The sequence below is a fragment of the Streptococcus sp. 596553 genome, from assembly GCF_900411395.1.
Classification (GTDB): domain Bacteria; phylum Bacillota; class Bacilli; order Lactobacillales; family Streptococcaceae; genus Streptococcus; species Streptococcus mitis_BA.
Genome location: NZ_OXCQ01000001.1, coordinates 40,238 through 61,125, shown reverse-complemented (window position 1 = coordinate 61,125; position 20,888 = coordinate 40,238). Strand labels below are relative to the sequence as shown.

The following is a 20,888-nucleotide window of genomic DNA, read 5'->3' as shown; positions in this document are numbered from 1 at the left end:
TTCTATTCTTCTCCTTTTTCTAAAGACTGTAAATCGCTCTTCCATGTCTGGTGTTGGTAGGCCATTTCCCAAAACTTGGCTTCCATATGAACACTGATGTGGAAGGCATCTAGCATTTTTTTCTTGTCTGTCTCGTCACTTTCTCGATAGAGTTGATTGACTAGCGCTTCTTCCTCTCGAATCTGTTGCTCCAACTCATCCGTAATATACGTTTCAATCCATTGTTGGTAGAGAGGATTTGGTGATGGTTTAAGATTAAGTGATTTTCCTATATCATGGTATAACCAAGGACAAGGTAGCAAACTTGCAAAGGCAATGCCCAAGTTCGGCTCTGCAAATTGTCGATAAATATGAGAAATGTAATGATAACAGGTGGGAGCGATTGGATGTTGCTCCATTTCCTGATCGCTGATTTCCAATTCCTTGAAAAATTGTTGGCGGATAAATAACTCACCCTCCACTAAACCCTGAGCATTTTGTTTCAAGAGTCTTTTCATCTCTTGGTTTGAAGTCTTATCAGCCAAGAGGTGATAGGCTTCTGAGAAGGCCTTCAAATAGTAGGCATCCTGAATCAAGTAATAGCGAAAGATGGACGGATCTAAATTTCCCTCTTGTAACTGTAATACAAAGGGGTGATGAAAGGAAGTCTGCCAAGCTTCCTTGGATAATTCCATCGCAATATCTGTAAATTCCATAATAACTCCTTTATAAAAATAGACTGGTTTGAAGCAATAAAAAGAAAAGCAGGTAGATTAATTTTGTTTTTTTAGCAATATAAAAAGTCCGATAGCGATTCTCCACCTGTGCATGTTCGTCATATCCATGCGCCGACAGGGCTCTCAGGTAAAGATGGCGCCACCTAAAGACTGTCATCAGAACCTTGCTGTAAATCAAGGGAGACCAAAAATGCAGTTCTTGACCGCGTAATAGGCAAGCTTCCTTGAGAGACTTGATTTCTTGCTGAATGAGGGGGAAGGAATTGAATACCACAATCAAGGCATAGGCCCAAGACCGTGATAACCCCTTTTGAGCCAAGTACAAGAGAAGTTCTTTTAGGGAAATAGAGGAAACAAAAACAAGACCAATACAAACGGTCACAAAGGCCCTCGTTCCAAGCATGACTGCCTGCGAAGCATCTCCATGTAACTGAACTGCCCAGTAGTTGGCAAAGGATGGCAAAATGGCAAGCAGAATCATCCAAGCTAACATTTTAAATCGCCGGTAATAGAGCATAAAGAGAATACAGAATGCGACTACCGAAAGATTCAGAGCAATCGAAGGAATAAAAGATGTTTCCAAGGATAAAATCAGCAAAAAGAGACTGATAATCGGTGTCTGAGTTGCTACTTTGACCATACTATCTCACCTCCCCTTGGATATTGCTACTCTGAGATGTAAGTGGTTTAGTAATGGTCACTGATTTCACATGACGAAGACCCTGACTAGTCATCTCAATCCAATAATCAACCACAGAGATCAAGGGATCTAAACGATGGCTAATGATCAGAAAACTTCTTCCTTGATTTCTCTCCTCCACAATCCACTGACAAAAATAATGGCAGGCTCTATCATCCAAACCTGCAAAAGGTTCATCTAGCAAGATCACAGAAGCCTTGCTGGTCAAGATGGTCAAGAGCTGAAAAATCTTTTGCTGGCCACCACTTAATTGATAGGGACTCTTATCAAGAGCCTGCTCCAGATCAAAATATTGTAAAGCTTGGAAAATTCGCTGATTTCTTTCAGAATCAGGTCCATCTAATTGAAGCTCTTCTCGCAGACTGGCTCTGATAAACTGCTTCTCAGCTTCCTGAACAACACCCGTCAGGTCACGGTACAAACTCTTTTTCTTTTTCAGGACTGTCCCCTTCCAGGTAATGCGCCCCTTATACTTTTGAAATTGAAGAATAGACCGAAAGAGGGTTGATTTCCCGACACCATTATCACCCAAGATACAAGAAATTCCTTGGTAGAATGTAAAATCCGCAATCGAAAAGAGGGAGCGCTTATCCAGCTCACAAGTCATTCGATCCATATGGAATAGTTCTGGACTAGAAGCAACATTCTTTGAAGAAATCTGTGTCATCTCAGAGGAAGGGATTTGAAACACTTCCCTTAGTTGTCCGTCTCTTAGCTCCACCATATGGTCGATATAGGCTTCATAATCAGATAAATCATGGTCGCACAAAATAACTGTCTTCCCATTAGAGACCAACTCTTTTAGAATCTCCAATATCTCTATCCTACTCTTGCGATCAATGGAAGCAAAGGGCTCATCTAATAGATAGACCCTAGGATTCATAGCAAAGAGAACAGCCAAAGCAGCCTTTTGCTTTTCTCCGCCTGATAAGTGATGGATGGGACGGTGCAAGATGTCCTTGCAACGACATTGCTGGACAACCTCTGCTATTTTAGAATCAATTTCCTGAACGGGATAGCCGATATTCTCCAAGGTAAAAATCAGCTCCTCAAACAAGCTCTCCATGGTAAATTGATGATTGGGATTTTGAAAGAGAATGCCAACCGTCTGGACACGTTTGACGATAGAAAGCTGACTGACCTCGCTCTCATCTATCAGAACTTGACCGCTATAGGGAAGAGAACTGACTTGGGCAATCATTTGAAAGAGACTCGATTTTCCAGAACCACTGCTCCCAACTAACAAGGTAAAGGCTTGCGCATGAAAAGTAAAATCAATCGGCTCAAAGAAGATTGGGGACTGAATCTCCCGTAATTCCAGCCCCATCTATGCCTTTCCTCCAGTTGCAAACTGATGATAGAGTTTGACAATGGCACGAACCAAAATGGTACAGAAGAAATAAACAGAAATAAAACGTACCACAAGCAAGGAAAGGACAAACGGAAGTGAAAAGGCGTAGTAACCTAACTTAATGTATTCATAGATAAAGCTAACAAGCGTAATCCCAATACTATTAGCAGTTAGAGAGAGCCAACTTTCATAGCGATTTCTAGTTACGATAAAACCAAGTTCACTTCCCAAACCTTGAACCAAGCCGGACAAAAGGGCACCTAGACCGAATTGGCTACCATAAAGGACTTCAGCAAGCGCAGCTAGCACTTCTCCAATCGTTGCACTTCCGACTCTCGGAACAAAGATGGCAGCAATGGGCGCAGCCATACACCAGAGTCCAAAAAGGATTTCATTGGCAAAAGCCTGTAAACCAAGAGGTGTTAAGAGTAGGCTGAGAATATTATACACATATCCTGAACCAACGAAAACCCCACCAAAAAAGATAGACAAGAAAGCAAGCAAGATAACATCTTTTAACTGCCATTTTTTCAACATAAAAAAACTCCTTTTTTAAAGAAAAGTGGGGTGCTCAAGGTGAGCTACCAAAAGGCTTTATAGCACCTTCATCCAGTTTCGTAAAAGAAAAAACTCTAATTACAGATAGGAATTAGAGTTTAGCTTACAAGATTAGACCGTTCTTTTCGACATACGAAAAAAACTTTTCACATTTCCCTTCGCCAGTCTTAACTGTATCAGGTTCAATGGGTATCATCTCAGCCTAAAGCACCCCAAATGTCTTTATTATTTAATTGTATGATTATTATAACACACATTTTATACTAGTTCAAGAAATTGAACTGGAAATACAGCCTTGCACTCACAAAGACAGCAGATCTTTCTTTTGCAAAAACCAAATGTCTTGTTTGATAGATTAGCTATTTAAACTGAATCTGGACATATCTTTTTAGAAAAGGAAAACTTCCACTTACTTAGAATCCAAGGATAGATACCTATTGTTCACTCATTTCTCGAACAGTTTTTTCTATATTTTTTGCATACGATATTGCTGAAATGATTGAAACACCGTCAACATTGGTCTTCATAATGTCTTTAATATGTTGCGTCTGTATCCCACCAATTGCAACTAAGGGCATTTGTGGCAATAGTTTTCTCATCAATTTAAGACCTTCATAACCTATAGCGCCACCAGCATCATCTTTTGACTGGGTATCAAATACAGGACCAACACCAACATAATCTACATATTCAACTTTTGACTGTTGAAATTCTTTCTCGTTTTTTATAGAAAGACCAATTATTTTATCTGGCATCAATTTTCTAATTTCATCAACTCCAAGGTCATCTTGTCCTACATGTACGCCATCAGCGTCAATTTCCATCGCCAAATCAATATCATCATTAACGATAAATGGAACATTGTATTTTTTACAAAGATCCTGTAGTTTAATTGCTAATTCGACTTTTTCTTTACCTTCCAGGGCTCCCTCACCTTTTTCACGGAATTGAAATAAGGTTATACCACCTTTTAAGGCTTCCTCAACGACCATAAATAGATCTTTTCCTTGGCAAGTAGTCGTTCCACAAATAAAATATAGTTTTAGTAATTCTTTATGAAACATTTTACTTCACTCTTTTGAATTCCTTTACATCTTCATCTGAAATCTCGTATAAGGCATTCATAAATTCAACTTTAAATGTTCCAGGAAGATGTCCATTTGGACGTTTTTCTGCCATTTCTCCAGCGATATTGTAAACCAACATTGCTGTTTCTAATGATTTCAATTCTTGACCTTTTTCTAGTCCGATAAAGCTTGCTACCACTGCCCCTAATAAACATCCTGTCCCAATGACTTTTGGCATCATGGCACTACCATTATGAATCGTTACCACTTCTCCATTAACAGCAATCGCATCAACTTCTCCAGTCACTACTATTGGAATATGAAACTTATCGTTGGCTGCTAGAGCAATCTCATCAATATTATCCACACCAGCACTATCTACTCCTTTAGATGCCACATTTATACCTACTAAAGAAGCAATCTCGCCAGCATTTCCCCTAATCGCAGCTAGTTTGTAATTGTTGATTAAATCATCTGCTACTTTTTTTCTATATTCTCCTGCTCCACAGGCTACAGGATCTAAAACTGCTGGGACATTATATTTCTCTGCAATTTTCAGAGCAGCTTGGTATAATTTCCAATTATCATCCGTTAAAGTCCCAATGTTAATCAATAATCCTCCAGCATATTTTAATAGATCTTCTAAGTCTGCTGGGTACTCGCTCATAGCTGGTGAGGCACCCAGTGCTACTAATCCATTTGCTGTGAAATTTTTTACTACATCATTGGTTATGCAAATGACCAAAGGTGCTTTTTCTTTTAATAATTTTAAACTTGTCATATTGAAATCCTTCCTTTTCACTTTATACGATATACTGATTTCGATTTATCTCTATCTTTTGTTAAGAAATTTTTTTCATTTACATTGAATGATTTACCTCATCAAATTTGTAAATATCCTAAACTTTCTCTAGGCGTCATAACCAATATCAAAAAAGGCTAATTCTAAAGCGACCGCTTGATTCCAGCGTTGCTGAAGTTCTGTCAAATCTTCTCGACCTTTCCCGACACGATTGAGTTCGTCAACCAGAAATTGAACCCACTCTGCAAAGAAAGGACCTCTGTGGAGATTGATCCATTCCGAATGAATATAGGCTTCAGGTAGAGCCAAATCTTTAGAACCCCAGTCTAAATAGAGACCTTCTGCAATGACCAGCATGACCAAAAGATGGGCATAGTCTGATGAAGCCACTGCCGAATACATAAGATCCTGAAAGGCTTTTGTTACAGGGTGCAAGGTCACTTCCAGATAATCATTCTCAGATACTTTTAACTCTTTGAAAGCCTTTTGGAAATAACCATCTTCATCTGCTTCAAGAAAGCCTAGTTGCTTGGCAAAACGAAGTTTGGATTCAAGCTGGTCTGCGTGAGCTACGCAGGCACCCAGCATGGATAAGAAGGCATCAAAGAAGTGATAATCTTGAATTAGGTAGTCTTTTAAGACCTTATTCTTAATTGTCCCTGTAAAAAGTTCCTTGACAAAACGATGATTGACAGCAGCCTGCCAATCATTCTGACTACTTTTTAATAATTCTCCAACAGTCAAACCTGGCTGAAATGCATAAATCTGTGTTTCCATATTTATTTTTCCTCTCTTTACTCCTTAGTAATCAATAAAATACCAAGAGATACCAAGCAAAATCCTAGTTTTACTTGACCCTTTTAAAGAAAATCTAGGGCATTTGCAGAGAGCTACCTAAACAAGCCTATCCAGTTTTATATAAACAAAAAAACTCCAATTACAATCAAGAATTAGAGTTGACTTACAAGATTAGATCGTTCATTTCACCACACGAAAAAAACTGTTCACATTTCCCTTCGCCAGTCTTAACTGTATCAGGTTCAATGGGTATCATCTCAGCTTAAAGCACCCCAAATGTCTTTATTATTTAATTACTGCACCAGTATAGCAAAAAATGAAAGCTCTAGCAAGATATTTGACCGAAAAATATCTTTATATAGTTTTTGATAGCGATTTATTCTTCCAATACACGAAGAAAAACCTCCACATTCAGTGGAGGCAATCTCTTTTATCAATACAATTTTAAGTCACGTGGGTCAACTGGGAAGGTTGGGTTGTATGGATTGTGACGGAGCTTGAAGTGTTTGACATCTTCAATAGTCTGAGTTCCAGACAACTGCATAACTGTCTTCAATTCCGCATTCAAGTGTTCAAAGACTTGACGTACACCGACACTACCTCCGAGAGCCAAGCCATAGATAACAGGGCGGCCAATAGCTACCAAGTCTGCTCCTGAGGCCAAGGCTTTAAAGACATGTTGACCACGACGAACACCAGAGTCAAAGACAATCGGCACACGTTTGTCAACTGCTTCTGCCACTTCTTGAAGCGAGTCAAAGGCAGCTGGTCCACCGTCGATTTGACGACCACCGTGGTTGGTTACCCAGATACCAGAAGCTCCCGCAGCAAGCGAACGTTCAACATCCTCACGGCATTGTGGTCCCTTAACATAAACAGGAAGTCCAGAGTATTCAGCGATAAATTCTACATCACGTGGAGACAAGCGTTGTTTAGCTGATTTGTAAACAAAGTCCATTGATTTACCAGCACCTTCTGGCAGGTATTCTTCAACAATCGGCATGCCAACTGGGAAGACAAAACCATTACGCTTATCCACTTCACGATTACCCCCTACAGTAGCATCTGCCGTCAAGACAATCGCTTTATAACCTTCAGCCTTCACACGGTCCATGATGTGGCGGTTAATCCCGTCATCTTTACTAAAGTAAAATTGGAACCAATGAGGTGTCCCTTGGAGGGCTTCAGAAATCTCTGGAAGGTCAACAGTAGAGTAAGAACTGGTTGTGTAAAGAGAACCGAACTCATGCACACCACGCGCAGTCGCCACTTCCCCCTGTTCATTTGCTAATTTATGAGCCGCAACAGGTGCCATAATGATTGGAGAAGATAGTTTTTCACCTGCAAATTCAATCTCTGTGCTTGGATTTTCTACATTGCAAAGCGTATGAGGAACAATGAGTTTGTGGTTAAAGGCGCGGATATTCTCTCTTAAAGTGAAAGTATCCTCTGCTCCACTGGCGATATAACCAAAGGCTGCTTTAGGGATCACTTGTTGCGCCATTGGCTCCAAATCATAGGTATTGATGAAATCTACATGACCTTCTGCATTGCTTGTTTTGTATGACATAAACTGTCCTCCTTGATTAAGTAAGCGTTTGCTTTTTACTATACAACTATAATAACTCTTTTTTCAATCATTTTCAAGAGTTTTGCTTAAAAACCATCTTATTTTTTCATACAATATACTATCCCTACTTTCCTTAAACTCTAAACTTTAGTCTATATTAAGTGAATCGTTGAGATTTTTTGCTGCCAGACATTTGAACTACTTTTTTATTTGATGATTCTATCTACTAATGCTATAAAAAACAAATGAATAAGACACCAGAACATCCTCTAATAGGGCCTATGGACTTATATCAGTCCCATATATACTGTTTAAGCAAGATACTATCCTAGTTGACGCTAACTTCCTATCCCACTTATTAATTTTTTATTTATAGTGAATCTGAACAAATCAATTGGGGGATCCAAGTCAATTTCTAGTACTTTTTGAAAAGTTTCAGCATACTATCGTAAAATGAAATAAAACATGCGCAAATTGATTAGGGAATTTAAACCAATTTCTAACAATGTCTTAGAAATCAAAGTGTACTATTTCAACTTCAACACACTATACTTCATTTTCTCCTTAAATTCAGTCTCTTTTTGCATCAAAAAAATCCTCTGACAAGTACCAGAGGATAAGCGTTTATTTCATTGTTGGGAAGAGCAATACATCACGGATAGTAGTTGTATCCGTGAGGAGCATGCAGAGACGGTCGATACCGATTCCCAAACCACCTGTTGGTGGCATACCATATTCAAGGGCTTCAATGTAGTCATAGTCGATGCCAGTCGCTTCATCATCACCAAGTTCTTTGGCTTTAGCTTGGGCTTCAAAGCGGCTAAGTTGGTCGATTGGATCGTTCAACTCAGTAAAGGCATTACCGTACTCCTTAGTCATGATGAAGAGCTCGAAACGGTCAGTAAAGCGTTGGTCTTCAGGATTCTTCTTAGCAAGTGGAGATACAGCTACTGGATGTCCATAGACAAAGGTTGGTTGGATCAAAGTTTCTTCAACAAACTCTTCAAAGAAGGCATTGATAATGTGACCAACTTCAGTGTAGTGTTTCTCAACTGGAACTTTCTTCTCAGCAGCGATAGCTTTAGCTTCTTCCAAAGTCATATCTTGCCAGAAATCGACACCAGTAATTTCTTTGATAGCATCCACCATGTGAACACGTTTAAATGGTTCGTTGATCTTGATTTCAGTACCTTGATAGTTGACTGGACCATCACCTTTAACAGCTTTAGCAGCATGTTGGATAATGCCTTCCGTCAAGTCCATGATGTCTTGGAAGTCAGCATAAGCTTGGTAGACTTCGATAGAAGTAAACTCAGGGTTATGAGTAGCGTCCATTCCTTCGTTACGGAAGATACGGCCAATTTCATAGACGCGTTCCATACCACCCACGATAAGGCGTTTCAAGTGAAGCTCAGTCGCGATACGAAGTACCATGTCAATGTTTTGGGCATTGTGGTGGGTGATAAATGGACGGGCAGAAGCACCACCAGCTTCGTTATGAAGAACAGGCGTTTCCACTTCAAGGAAACCTTTTTGGTCAAGATAACGACGGATTTCAGAGATGATTTTTGAACGAGTGACAAAGCGTTCAAAGCTTTCACGGTTCGAAATCAAGTCAAGGTAACGTTTACGGTAAATTGTTTCAACGTCTGTCAAACCGTGGAATTTCTCAGGAAGAGGACGAAGAGCCTTAGACAAGTGTGTGATGTGAGTAGCCTTGATAGAGAGTTCTCCCATATCCGTACGCATCACTTCACCTTCGACACCAAGGAAGTCACCAAGGTCTGCTTTTTTGAAGATTTCGTAGTTTTCTTCACCGACAGCATCCTTACGAACGTAGATTTGGATTTGACCTTCGCGGTCTTGAAGGTGGGCAAAGCCAACTTTTCCTTTACCACGTTTGGTTACCAAGCGTCCTGCGATAGTAGCTGTTTCGTTTTTATCATGTAATTGTTCTTTATCGAGGTCGGCATATTTATCTTTTAATTCTTGTGAATTTGCAGTACGTTCAAAGCGTTTTCCGAAAGGATCGATTCCTTGTTCACGGAGCGCAGCCATTTTTTCACGGCGAACGATCTGCTGGTCATTTAGTTCTTCCATATGTTCTGTTGACATGGGATCCTCCTAGTTTTACTCAAAATTGAATACGATGAGTCATTTTTTGCGATACTCCCATTTTATCATAAATAACCAAGAAATTCACGGATAATCTTTCAAAACTAAAAAGAACTTGACGCTAAAATCACTGAAAAAACTGGGATAAGCAAGAAATTTCAACATCTCAGAAAAGGGATCTGACCATGTTTATGGATTATACTTTAACCCTTGTAACTTTCATGACGTGTGCTACTTTTTATATAAGAGCAAGCCAAGCAAATCTAAAACTGAAACAATTGACGTAAAAAACATTAACAACTTCAATCTTGTCATTCATATACCTGATATGACAGAATAGTATAATTTTTAACCTTTTAGTCTTTTGATTTTTTACACTTCTTGCCAATTTTCTTGGTCTTCTTTAAAGCGTTTTAGAAGATCAAGTCCTTCTGGTGTGATATAGCCTTCTTCTTGGGCTAGATGGATAAGCTCGCTATAGTTTGAAAGTGTTACCAATTTCACACCAGCATCCGCAAAGTTCTTATCTGCTTTTGGCAATTGGTAACTGAAAATCGCTACAACACCGAGAACCTCTGCTCCTTCTCGTTTAGCAGCTGCTACAGCTTCAAGAACAGAACCACCAGTTGAAATGAGGTCTTCAACCACTACCATTTTTTGACCTTGAGCTACGCGACCTTCGATTTGATTACCAGCGCCATGATCTTTTGGTTTGCTACGGATATAGGCAAATGGCAGATTCATCTTGTCAGCAATAATAGCTCCGTGTGGAATCCCAGCTGTCGCAGTTCCTGCAATCACTTCAACCTCAGGAAAGGCTTCTTTGATAGCATCTACAAAACCATTTTCAATTAAGGTACGAGTTTCTGGATAGGCAAGGGTCACACGGTTATCCGTATAAATCGGTGACTTGATACCAGATGCCCAAGTGAAAGGCTCCTCTGGTTTGAGGTAAACGGCTTGAATTTTCAAGAGGTGGCTAGCGATATCTTTAGCAAGTGTCATGGTCTTCTCCTTTTGTTTTTCTAATCTATTTCTTTAATTCTAGTCTTGGTTCCATTCATCCTTGATAGCATGATAAGCTACAACAGGATCCTCAGCTTGAGTAATGGGACGTCCCACTACGATATAGTCACTACCGATTTGATAGGCATCAGCAGGTGTCATAACGCGTTTTTGATCTCCAACAGCAGCTCCGGCCGGACGAATGCCCGGTGTTAGACAGATAAAATCTGGATTGGTAGCCTGCTTGATGACTTGCACTTCCTGAGCCGAGCAAACGACACCATCCAAACCCGCTTCAGCTGTCTTCTTAGCATAATGAATGACAGATTCTTGCAGGCTGGTTTGGATATTTTGAAAATCCTGCATCTGGGCTTCTGACGTTGAGGTCAGCTGAGTCACTGCAATCAATTTGGCTTGGATTCCAAGACCTTCACGCGCAGCCTTCATCATCTCTACACCCCCAGCCGCATGAACATTGGTCATGTCCACACCAAGCTGAGACAGGACCTTCATGGCTGACTTAACTGTATTGGGAATGTCATGAAGTTTGAGATCCAAAAAGACACTGTGACCCAGATCTTTCAAGTAAGACACAATCTCAGGCCCCGTTGCGTAATAAAGCTCCATCCCTACCTTTAGATAAAGGCTTTCTTCTGCTGGGAAAAGAGCTAAAAATTCCTTGACCGCCTCAAAACTAGGAAAATCAAGAGCAATGACTGGACGATGTTCTCGCATAGGTTTCTCCTTTTACCTTTGCTAGTGAGAGAGTCTGGCCACAAGAAGCCACGAAAAAAGGAACCTGCCAACAGCAAGGTTCCACGAAAAATAGGTAGTCTCCACCCTTTCACCGTCTAACCTTAGCTGCCTCTCTGGACTGCTTTAAAGGTTTTTTACTATTCTATTATTTCTACTAGCACTTGTCAAGTAAAAACATGGAAACTAAAGGGCTATAGGAGAAAAGCTAAACCTAACGACGCGATGAACGCTGATTTGTTTGATTTCGATTGCTCTCTTCCTCTTGTTTTTTCTGTTCTTCTTCTAAACGTTTACGTTCTTCTTCCTGCTTTTTCTCGGCTTCCTTAGCCTCTTGTTTGGCTTTTTCCTCAGCCTCCATAATTAATTTATCCGCCACAGTGTAACTGTAAATTCCAGCTTCCATGTCGACCACACTTGGTTCTGACAATTGTGGCTTAATCTTGCTGTAATAAGGCAATTTCTTACTCATTTCAGAAAGGGGAACCAAGATTTCGTCCGAATCATTCATGGTCAATCGAATTAAATCGGAAGTCACCTTGCTTGGGGCTAGTTCCACCTTTTGGATCTCTGCCTTGAGTTCTGGGCTAATTTGAGCAAGTTCTGAGACAAAAGCCTTGATTTGTTCGCTGTCATTAAAGAAAACTGATATATAAGTTTCTGGCAGACTGACCAGGCTCACAGAACTAGTCTCAAGCTGACCGCTGGAAAGAATAGGATAATGATTTTCACCAGAAACATAGTAGGCCACAATATCGTATTCCTTGACCTTGATAGTGAACTTGGTTGGAAATTGATAAACAAGCTGAGCTGATTCAACCCAATAGTTAGACTTAATCTGCTCTTCATATTTTGCCTTATCTAGCAGAAGGTTAATCGTATAATCCGAATCCTGAATGCCTGAAGCCTGTCGAATATCATCAGCCGTAGTTTGCACTGTTCCCTCAACACGGATATCCTTCATAGTCGCATAAGGGCTGAGCAAGTAGGCAGAGACAATCAATAAAAGCAGACTTGGAAATAAAATCGTTAAGGCTCGTAAGATATGGATGCCAGGAATCTTTGCTTTGGCTGTTTTTTCCTTAGTAGCCTTTTTAACAAGCTTTTTATCCTGTTCCTCCTTCTCTTTAGACCCTGATTCTTCTATCTCTTCTTCCTCTTTGTCAGCCTCTGAGGATGCTACTTTTTCGTCAGACTCTCCCTTAGCTGATTCTGGGTCTTTTGGATCAAATTCACTCTTCTGGTTCTCAGTTTCATCTGACTCTTCGGATTTTGAAGCCATTCGAGCTTGTCTTTCCTTTTCCTTCTCCTCAGCTAAGGCTGCCTCTTCTTCAGCCTTCTTTTTTAGGTATTCTTGGTTTCGTTTCTGCCATTCTGATAACTCTTTCAATTCTTCGAGGATTTCTTTGCCCTCATTTTTCTTATCTTTTGACATTTACTTTCCTTATGATAAATCTTTTTTCAACAATTGATAAAAATCTGCTAGAGATTTCAATTCCTTTGAAGCCTTCATCTTGGCTTGGTAATCTTCCTTGTGACTTAGTAAGTGAGAAAGCTTCTCTTCCAAACTATCCAAGGTCAAATCGCTTTCTTGAAGCTCTTCTGCATAGCCTTTTTTTACAAAGTAAGCTGCATTTTCAATCTGGTCACCACGACTAGCTTCACGACCAAGTGGCACAATAACATGCAATTTTGCCATGGCCAAGAGCTCAAAAATCGTATTGGCACCACCACGTGTCACAACAATATCAGCCAATTCCATCAAGGGTTGATAGAGATTGGTCACGTAGTCGACACGAAAGAGATTTTGGCTCAACTCGTTCAGACTAGAATCTCCAGTTAGATTGATAATATTGTAGCGTTCTGTCAGTTCTTTCTTATGGTCTGTCACCAATTGGTTAAAGACACGAGCGCCCGCAGAACCACCGACAAACAATACAGTTGGCAATTTAGGATTAAAGTGGGTTTGAATATCCACCAATTCATCTGGTTCTGGATTTTTTTGGTCTGAAACCTTGGTAACTGCTCCCACATGCTCGACCTTAGACAAACTTGAAGCTTGTTCGAAGGTTGAATACATCTTCGTCGCAAATTTATAGGCGATTTTATTGGCCAATCCCATAGACAGGTCCGATTCGTGAATAAAGACTGGCACTCCTGACACACGCGCTGCGATAACAGGCGGCACTGAGACAAATCCTCCCTTTGAAAAAAGAGCTTGTGGACGAAGTCGCAACATGATAAAGAGCGATTGGACAATTCCCCAGCCAACTTTGAAGACGTCCAGCATATTTTGCCAAGAGAAATAGCGACGCAATTTTCCAGTTGCAATGGAATGGAAGGTGACATCCAAGCCCGACTTGAGGATTTCTTGGTGTTCAATACCACGCTTGTCCCCGATATAGTGGACTTCCCAACCATCTTCGATGAACTTGGGCATTAACAAAAGATTGAGGGTGACGTGTCCAACCGTCCCCCCACCTGTAAAGACAATTTTTTTCATATTATTCCTTTAACTCCGCTACTGTGTCGATAAAGAGGTCGCCACGTACTTCAAAGTTAGCATACATATCCCAGCTGGCATTGGCAGGACTGAGAAGAACCACGTCTCCTTGAGTCGCAAGTTCATAGGCCTTGCGGGTCGCATCAGCAATATCAGTCGCATCCACATAAGACACACCAGCCTTGTCTGCTGCCCGTTTGACACGTTCTGCAGACTGACCAAGGATGACCATCTTCTTGAGTCCAGTAATATCTGGAACCAGTTCGTCAAACTCATTGCCACGGTCCAAACCACCTGCAATCAAGACAACCTTGCTGTTGTCAAATCCTGACAATGCTTTTTGAGTAGCCAAGATATTGGTTGACTTACTGTCGTTATAAAATTTAACACCCTTGATTTCATCCACAAATTGGAGACGGTGTTTGACACCACCAAAGGCTGAAAGAGTTTCCTTGATGGTTTGATTGTCTACACCACGAAGCTTGGCTACAGCAATCGTCGCAAGAGCATTTTCCACATTGTGGCTACCTGGAACACCGATTTCATTCGCTGCCATGACCACTTCACCACGGAAGAAGAGCTGACCATCTTCCAGATAAGCTCCATCAACCTTTTCAAGTGTTGAAAATGGTACAACAGTAGCTTGTGTTTTGCTAGCCAATTCTTTTGCCAAGTCTTGGTTAAAGTTCAAGACAAGAAAATCAGCCGCTGTCATCTTGTTCTGGATATTCCACTTGGCTGCTACATACTCTTCAAAAGAGCCATGGTAGTCGATATGAGTTGGCATGAGGTTAGTAATAACCGCAATCTCAGGATGGAATTCTTGAACGCCCATGAGTTGGAAAGAAGAAAGTTCCATGACAAGCGTGTCCTTGTCTGACGCAGTTTGGGCCACTTGACTAGCTGGATAGCCTATATTTCCTGATAAAAGACCATGTTGCCCAGCAGCAGTCAAAACTTCCCCAATCATAGTCGTTGTGGTTGTTTTACCATTTGAACCAGTAATACCAACAATCGGTGCTTCTGAAATCAAGTAAGCCAATTCCACCTCAGTCAAAACTGGAATCCCCTTGGCCAAAGCCTTTTCAATCATGGGATTGCTGTAGGGGATACCTGGATTTTTCACCATAAGGGCAAACTCTTCATCCAAGAGTTCCAAAGGATGGCCACCTGTAATGACCTTGATCCCTTCTTCCAGCAAACTTTGCGCAGCTGGATTGTCCTCGAATGGTTTCCCGTCATTTACTGTCACAATGGCACCCAGCTTATCCAACAAACGAGCTGCGGATTCACCAGACTTGGCCAAACCTAAAACAAGGACTTTCTTATTTTTAAATTGATCTATTACTTTCATGTCTCAAACTCCATTTCTACTCTTACTATTTTACCATTTTTATGGAAATAATTCTAAACGAAAATGCTCAGATTCAGCATTCTAACAAGCAAAAAGAGAGCCGAAACTCTCTTTTTATCTTCTTTTACTTTTATTAACCGACATGAGGGTAATATCTCGCAAGCTAAAGTATGCTAAGAAGAGCATGGCGATTGCGATAAAGAATTCTGTCGGTAGCTGAAAAATTTGCAGAACAGACAACATGAGCAAAATCAAGAGTGCTACAAAAGCAAAGACGACAAGGACGATATTGACTGTCCCTTTAATGCTTTCTGGTGTCGCAAATACATAGAGTAGGAGCAGTAAAATTCCTAGGACTAAATAGACCATCTTTCTCTCTTTCTAGCTCTTATTCAGCTGATTTTTTCTTCTTGTTAGCTTTCTCACGCTCTGCTTTGTTAAGGATTTGTTTACGCAAACGGATAGACTCAGGCGTTACTTCCATGTACTCATCGTCGTTCAAGAACTCAAGAGACTCTTCAAGTGTCAAGATACGAGGTGTCTTGATAACAGCTGTTTGGTCCTTAGTAGCTGAACGAACGTTGGTCATTTGTTTCGCCTTAGTGATGTTAACTGTCAAGTCATTTTCACGAGAGTTTTCACCGATGATCATTCCTTCATAAACCTCAGTACCTGGGTTGACAAAGATCGTACCGCGTTCTTCGATAGACATGATTGAGTAAGTTGTAGCCTTACCAGCATCGATAGAAACAAGGGCACCACGGTGACGTCCACCAATTTCCCCTGGAATCAATGGCAAGTATTGGTCGAAGGTATGGTTCATGATACCGTAACCACGAGTCATTGACAAGAACTCAGTTGAGTATCCAATCAAACCACGCGCTGGAACAAGGAAGACCAAACGAGTTTGACCGTTACCAGTTGAAATCATATCCAACATTTCACCCTTACGTTCAGAAAGGCTTTGGATAACAGAACCTTGGTATTCTTCTGGAGTGTCGATTTGAACACGTTCAAATGGTTCGCATTTAACACCATCGATTTCTTTTACGATAACCTCTGGACGAGATACTTGAAGTTCATAACCCTCACGACGCATTGTTTCGATAAGGATTGACAAGTGCAATTCTCCACGTCCTGAAACAGTCCATTTATCTGGTGAATCAGTTGGGTCAACACGGAGGGAAACGTCTGTTTGCAATTCGGCCTGCAAGCGTTCTTCTACCTTACGAGAAGTCACCCATTTACCTTCTTTACCAGCAAATGGTGAGTTGTTGACCAAGAAAGTCATTTGAAGAGTTGGCTCATCGATGTGTAGGATTGGAAGAGCTTCTACTGCATCTGTCGGAGTAATGGTTTCACCGACAAAGATATCTTCCATACCTGAAACGGCAATCAAGTCACCTGCTTTGGCTTCTTGAATTTCACGACGTTCCAAACCAAAGAAACCAAAGAGTTTTGTAACACGGAAGTTTTTAGTTGTGCCGTCAAGTTTAGAAAGGGTAACTTGGTCCCCAACCTTAACAGTACCACGGAAGACACGACCGATACCGATACGTCCAACGAAGTCATTGTAGTCCAAAAGTGACACTTGGAACTGTAAAGGCTCATCTGAGTTATCTACTGGAGCTGGGATATGGTCGATAATCGTGTCAAAGATTGGTGCCATAGTAGCTTCTTGGTCAGCTGGATCATCTGACAATGAAGAAGTTCCGTTGATCGCTGAAGCATACACCACTGGGAAGTCAAGCTGGTCATCATCTGCACCAAGCTCGATGAAAAGTTCCAAGACTTCGTCCACTACTTCAGCTGGACGAGCTGATGGTTTATCGATTTTATTAACAACCACGATTGGGACAAGATCTTGTTCCAAAGCTTTTTTCAATACAAAACGAGTCTGTGGCATGGTTCCTTCGTAGGCATCTACGACCAAGACAACACCGTCAACCATTTTCATGATACGCTCAACTTCTCCACCGAAGTCCGCGTGTCCTGGTGTGTCCATGATGTTGATACGAGTTCCGTTGTAGGCAACGGCTGTATTTTTAGCAAGGATGGTAATTCCACGCTCTTTTTCGATATCGTTTGAGTCCATAGCACGCTCAGCCAATTCAGTACGTGCATCAAGCGTTTCTGATTGTTTCAATAATTCGTCAACGAGGGTTGTTTTACCGTGGTCAACGTGGGCGATAATCGCAATGTTACGGATATCTTCTCTTAATTTTGTCATGATTTCCTCTATAATATTCAAAATTTATTTTCTAACTGAACGATTATACCATAATTTCAAGTAAATAACATAACTCAAGCAAGTGTAAATGTTTTCACTATGCTTTTCTTTTCACGTCAAGCCTTTTCAAAGCAAGCGACTTATGATAAGATAGGCACAGTATGCGTTTAGATAATTTATTAGCCCAAGAAAAAGTTAGCCGAAAGGCCATGAAGCAAGCCTTACTCAAAGGGGATATTCTCGTCGATGGTTGCCCAGCCCGCTCCCTAGCCCAAAATATCGATACAGGACTACAGGAACTCCTTTTTCAGGACCGAATCATTCAAGGCTATGAGCACACCTATCTGATGCTTCATAAGCCTGTTGGTGTCGTGACAGCCAATAAAGACAGAGAACTTCCAACCGTCATGGACCTCCTTCCGCCTGACATCCAGTCTAACAGGCTCTATGCCGTCGGCCGACTGGATCGAGATACGACAGGACTCCTCCTCTTGACCGATAATGGTCCCTTGGGCTTTCAGCTCCTCCATCCCCAATATCATGTCGATAAGACTTATCAAGTCCAGGTTAATGGACTTCTGACACCTGACCATATCCAAGCCTTTCAAAAGGGAATTGTCTTTTTAGATGGCACTATCTGTAAACCTGCAAGACTAGAGATTCTATCTGCAAGTCCTTCCCACAGTCAAGCCTCTATTACCATTTCAGAGGGGAAATTTCATCAGGTAAAAAAAATGTTCCTCTCGGTTGGTGTCAAGGTGACCTCACTCAAACGCACTCATTTTGGGCCTTGGAGTTTGGATGACAATCTTCAAGAAGGAGACTACCGCCCCCTTAACTCAGAAGAGTTGGCAAGCATTCGTGAATTTCTCAGAAAAAGTGGTTAAAAAATGAGCTCGGAAATATCCAAGCTCGTTTTCTTATTTCTCAACTTTGACTTTCCCTTTCCAAGAATCCAATCCATAAGAAAGGATATAAATCTCAGAAAAACCTTGTTTTTTCAAATAAAGGGCTGCATTTGTAACCCGTTGCGCACGTTGGTTTTCGTAAAGAAGGACAGGTTTATCTTTACGAAGGGCTGCAAGACTAGTTTTCAACTGACTTGAAGGAATACTGCGTGCACCAAGGATATGTTTTCTGTGGAATTCTGCTGGGTCTCGCAAATCAATCAATTGACCTGTACGAATCAAGGCTTCAAATTCCTCATTATCCACAATTTTAGCCGCACGGCGAATACGAAAATAGTTAAAGCCCATCCACGCCAACATTGCTAGTATAAGTGCCCACAAAATCCAAGTAACCATTAGTTCTTTTCTCCATTTTTCTCAATATAATCCAATTCTACCTTGTGCTCTCTGCGAAGAACCGCTTCTGCTTCTAGATAGTCTAATTTGTCCATCAACCCTGCATCATAAATCCGAGAGAGTTCCAACTTCATCAGTTCAATATCATATAAGCGTTTTCCCATATAAACAATAATACCAAATCGTTTGAGGAATTGCTGCACATCATAGAATGTTTTCATAAGACTCATTCTAGCAAATTTTTGTCTTTTTTTCAAGAAGAGACTCATACTCTCCCCCTGATTTTCCTATCTTCTTTGGCGATTCTGACGCAAGTGTGGTACAATAAAAACATGAGAATTCAACAATTACACTATATTATCAAAATCGTCGAAACTGGCTCCATGAATGAGGCAGCCAAGCAACTCTTTATTACCCAACCGAGTCTTTCCAATGCAGTGAGAGATTTGGAAAATGAAATGGGCATTGAAATCTTTATCCGCAATCCCAAGGGGATCACCTTGACCCGTGATGGGATGGAGTTTCTCTCTTATGCCCGTCAGGTTGTCGAGCAGACCCAGCTTCTGGAGGAACGCTATAAAAATCCTGTCGCCCACCGTGAACTCTTTAGCGTTTCCTCTCAACACTATGCCTTTGTGGTCAATGCCTTTGTCTCTCTGCTCAAGAAAAGTGATATGGAGAAATACGAGCTCTTCCTTCGTGAAACTCGTACTTGGGAAATTATCGACGACGTCAAGAACTTCCGTAGTGAGGTCGGTGTCCTATTTTTTAACAGCTACAACCGTGATGTTTTAACGAAAATGCTGGATGACAATCACCTGCTGGCTCACCATCTCTTCACAGCACAACCGCATATCTTTGTCAGCAAGACCAATCCTCTGGCAAAAAAAGACAAGGTCAAACTATCTGATTTAGAAAACTTCCCTTATCTCAGCTATGACCAAGGGACGCACAATTCCTTCTACTTCTCAGAAGAAATTCTTTCCCAAGAGCACCACAAGAAATCCATCGTGGTTAGTGACCGTGCCACCCTCTTTAATCTCTTGATTGGTCTGGACGGATACACGATCGCAACAGGGATTTTGAACAGCAACCTCAACGGAGACAATATTGTTTCCATCCCACTGGATATTGACGACCCAATTGAACTGGTCTATATCCAGCATGAGAAAACCAGCCTATCTAAGATGGGCGAACGCTTTATCGACTATCTACTAGAAGAAGTCCAGTTTGATAGTTGAGAAATGATAAGAACCAATATGTAGGCTAGCAACAACCTGCATATTGGTTCTTTTTACTTATAATTAAAAGTTTCCCCTGCCAACTTATCAGCTAGCTTGGGAAAGAGAGTATAAAACTTATGGGCTAGATTCAACAAAACAGGAAGATTGAGTTCTCGTTTGTTTTTTCCTATAATCTTGACAATCTTTTTAGCCACTGCATCTGGTTTCAACAGGAAGCGATCAACCGACTTAAGATAAGTCCCATCTGGGTCCGCTTGGTCAAAAAATCCTGTGCGGATTGGACCTGGATTGACTGTTGTCACATAGACTCCATAGGGCATAAGTTCGAGTCGCAGAGCATTTGAAAAACCAATAGCCGCAAACTTGGTCGCTGAGTAGAGACTGGACTTGCCAGTAGCGATTAAACCTGCCATGCTGACGATATTGATGATATGGCCTTTTCGACTCTCTTTCATACGGGCCGCAAGGCGACGAGACAGATTCATCAGAGCAAAGGTATTGACCTCAAACATCTGGTGAATATCTTGGTCAGAAATCTGGTCAAATTCCTCAAAAATCCCGTAACCAGCGTTGTTTATCAAGACATCAATCTTGCCATAGCGGAGATAGAGGTCTTCTATCAGAGTTTCTAAAGCTGAGTCATCGGTAATATCGATTTCAATCAATTCTGCATGAGGATGATTTCCGTAGAGTTGGGCTAATTTTTCCTTGTTTCTACCTAACAAAATCAGTTGGTCATTCGGCAAAAGTTTGACCATTTCTTGGGCTAGGCCACCGCTAGCCCCGGTAATGAGAATAGTAGGCATACTTATCCTTTC

The 20,888-nt window shown here is 41.1% G+C and carries 21 protein-coding genes and 2 riboswitches; of the genes, 2 read left to right on the top strand and 19 right to left on the bottom strand.

Going from position 1 to position 20,888, the window contains the following annotated elements:
* Nucleotides 1–2: 2 nt before the first annotated feature.
* From tenA to typA, 16 genes are all read right to left on the bottom strand, one after another.
* Nucleotides 3–695, bottom strand: coding sequence for a thiaminase II (gene tenA / locus DSY56_RS00270; protein ID WP_112443460.1), 693 nt, complete (start codon nucleotides 693–695; stop codon nucleotides 3–5).
* Between the two features lie 10 nt (nucleotides 696–705).
* Nucleotides 706–1,356, bottom strand: coding sequence for an energy-coupling factor transporter transmembrane component T (locus DSY56_RS00265; protein WP_112443459.1), 651 nt, complete (start codon nucleotides 1,354–1,356; stop codon nucleotides 706–708).
* Nucleotide 1,357: 1 nt separating this feature from the next.
* On the bottom strand, nucleotides 1,358–2,743 hold the full coding sequence (locus tag DSY56_RS00260; protein WP_112443458.1) for an ATP-binding cassette domain-containing protein: 1,386 nt from the start codon (nucleotides 2,741–2,743) through the stop codon (nucleotides 1,358–1,360).
* Nucleotides 2,744–3,304: an ECF transporter S component gene (locus tag DSY56_RS00255; protein WP_050108240.1), complete on the bottom strand. Its 561-nt coding sequence runs from the start codon at nucleotides 3,302–3,304 to the stop codon at nucleotides 2,744–2,746.
* 157 nt (nucleotides 3,305–3,461) lie between these two features.
* A riboswitch (TPP riboswitch) is annotated at nucleotides 3,462–3,550 on the bottom strand.
* 209 nt (nucleotides 3,551–3,759) lie between these two features.
* On the bottom strand, nucleotides 3,760–4,389 hold the full coding sequence (thiE, locus tag DSY56_RS00250) for a thiamine phosphate synthase (RefSeq protein WP_112443457.1): 630 nt from the start codon (nucleotides 4,387–4,389) through the stop codon (nucleotides 3,760–3,762).
* 1 nt (nucleotide 4,390) lies between these two features.
* Nucleotides 4,391–5,173 carry a hydroxyethylthiazole kinase gene (thiM, locus tag DSY56_RS00245; protein ID WP_200832307.1) on the bottom strand — a complete coding sequence of 261 codons (783 nt, stop codon included), beginning with the start codon at nucleotides 5,171–5,173 and terminating at the stop codon, nucleotides 4,391–4,393.
* 129 nt (nucleotides 5,174–5,302) lie between these two features.
* Nucleotides 5,303–5,971, bottom strand: a complete 669-nt coding sequence (locus DSY56_RS00240) for a TenA family protein (RefSeq protein WP_112443455.1) — start codon at nucleotides 5,969–5,971, stop codon at nucleotides 5,303–5,305.
* A 217-nt stretch (nucleotides 5,972–6,188) separates the two neighbouring features.
* A riboswitch (TPP riboswitch) is annotated at nucleotides 6,189–6,277 on the bottom strand.
* A gap of 148 nt (nucleotides 6,278–6,425) precedes the next feature.
* The gene (gene lctO / locus DSY56_RS00235) at nucleotides 6,426–7,562 is read right to left on the bottom strand and encodes an L-lactate oxidase (RefSeq protein ID WP_049531486.1); all 1,137 of its coding nucleotides are present in this window, start codon (nucleotides 7,560–7,562) and stop codon (nucleotides 6,426–6,428) included.
* Nucleotides 7,563–8,186: 624 nt separating this feature from the next.
* Nucleotides 8,187–9,677, bottom strand: coding sequence for a lysine--tRNA ligase (gene lysS / locus DSY56_RS00225; RefSeq protein WP_112443454.1), 1,491 nt, complete (start codon nucleotides 9,675–9,677; stop codon nucleotides 8,187–8,189).
* A gap of 372 nt (nucleotides 9,678–10,049) precedes the next feature.
* A complete protein-coding gene (pyrE, locus tag DSY56_RS00220) occupies nucleotides 10,050–10,682 on the bottom strand; it encodes an orotate phosphoribosyltransferase (RefSeq protein WP_112443453.1) in 633 nt (210 codons plus the stop codon).
* Between the two features lie 39 nt (nucleotides 10,683–10,721).
* Nucleotides 10,722–11,417, bottom strand: coding sequence for an orotidine-5'-phosphate decarboxylase (gene pyrF, locus DSY56_RS00215; RefSeq protein ID WP_112443452.1), 696 nt, complete (start codon nucleotides 11,415–11,417; stop codon nucleotides 10,722–10,724).
* A 232-nt stretch (nucleotides 11,418–11,649) separates the two neighbouring features.
* Nucleotides 11,650–12,870, bottom strand: coding sequence for an FtsQ-type POTRA domain-containing protein (locus DSY56_RS00210; protein WP_112443451.1), 1,221 nt, complete (start codon nucleotides 12,868–12,870; stop codon nucleotides 11,650–11,652).
* Between the two features lie 9 nt (nucleotides 12,871–12,879).
* Entirely contained in the window at nucleotides 12,880–13,938 is a 1,059-nt protein-coding gene (locus DSY56_RS00205; RefSeq protein WP_060627867.1) for a UDP-N-acetylglucosamine--N-acetylmuramyl-(pentapeptide) pyrophosphoryl-undecaprenol N-acetylglucosamine transferase, read from the bottom strand.
* Between the two features lies 1 nt (nucleotide 13,939).
* Complete coding sequence (gene murD, locus DSY56_RS00200; RefSeq protein ID WP_112443450.1) at nucleotides 13,940–15,292, bottom strand: UDP-N-acetylmuramoyl-L-alanine--D-glutamate ligase; 1,353 nt, start codon at nucleotides 15,290–15,292, stop codon at nucleotides 13,940–13,942.
* A 114-nt stretch (nucleotides 15,293–15,406) separates the two neighbouring features.
* Entirely contained in the window at nucleotides 15,407–15,661 is a 255-nt protein-coding gene (locus tag DSY56_RS00195; protein ID WP_112443449.1) for a DUF3165 family protein, read from the bottom strand.
* Between the two features lie 19 nt (nucleotides 15,662–15,680).
* A complete protein-coding gene (typA, locus tag DSY56_RS00190; RefSeq protein WP_000164111.1) occupies nucleotides 15,681–17,522 on the bottom strand; it encodes a translational GTPase TypA in 1,842 nt (613 codons plus the stop codon).
* A gap of 161 nt (nucleotides 17,523–17,683) precedes the next feature.
* Between typA and DSY56_RS00185 the strand changes: the two genes are divergently transcribed.
* Complete coding sequence (locus DSY56_RS00185; protein WP_112443448.1) at nucleotides 17,684–18,409, top strand: 16S rRNA pseudouridine(516) synthase; 726 nt, start codon at nucleotides 17,684–17,686, stop codon at nucleotides 18,407–18,409.
* A gap of 33 nt (nucleotides 18,410–18,442) precedes the next feature.
* Here DSY56_RS00185 and DSY56_RS00180 read toward each other — a convergent pair whose 3' ends face one another.
* Together DSY56_RS00180 and DSY56_RS00175 are read right to left on the bottom strand one after the other, a co-directional pair.
* Nucleotides 18,443–18,826: a rhodanese-like domain-containing protein gene (locus DSY56_RS00180; RefSeq protein WP_112443447.1), complete on the bottom strand. Its 384-nt coding sequence runs from the start codon at nucleotides 18,824–18,826 to the stop codon at nucleotides 18,443–18,445.
* Complete coding sequence (locus tag DSY56_RS00175) at nucleotides 18,826–19,095, bottom strand: YqgQ family protein (protein WP_112443446.1); 270 nt, start codon at nucleotides 19,093–19,095, stop codon at nucleotides 18,826–18,828. Before DSY56_RS00175 ends, DSY56_RS00180 begins: the two co-directional genes overlap by 1 nt.
* Nucleotides 19,096–19,158: 63 nt before the next feature.
* Here DSY56_RS00175 and DSY56_RS00170 point away from each other — a divergent pair, with 63 nt between their 5' ends.
* Nucleotides 19,159–20,067, top strand: coding sequence for a LysR family transcriptional regulator (locus tag DSY56_RS00170; protein WP_049501939.1), 909 nt, complete (start codon nucleotides 19,159–19,161; stop codon nucleotides 20,065–20,067).
* Nucleotides 20,068–20,120: 53 nt separating this feature from the next.
* Here DSY56_RS00170 and DSY56_RS00165 read toward each other — a convergent pair whose 3' ends face one another.
* Nucleotides 20,121–20,876 carry an SDR family NAD(P)-dependent oxidoreductase gene (locus tag DSY56_RS00165; protein WP_112443445.1) on the bottom strand — a complete coding sequence of 252 codons (756 nt, stop codon included), beginning with the start codon at nucleotides 20,874–20,876 and terminating at the stop codon, nucleotides 20,121–20,123.
* Nucleotides 20,877–20,888: the final 12 nt, after the last annotated feature.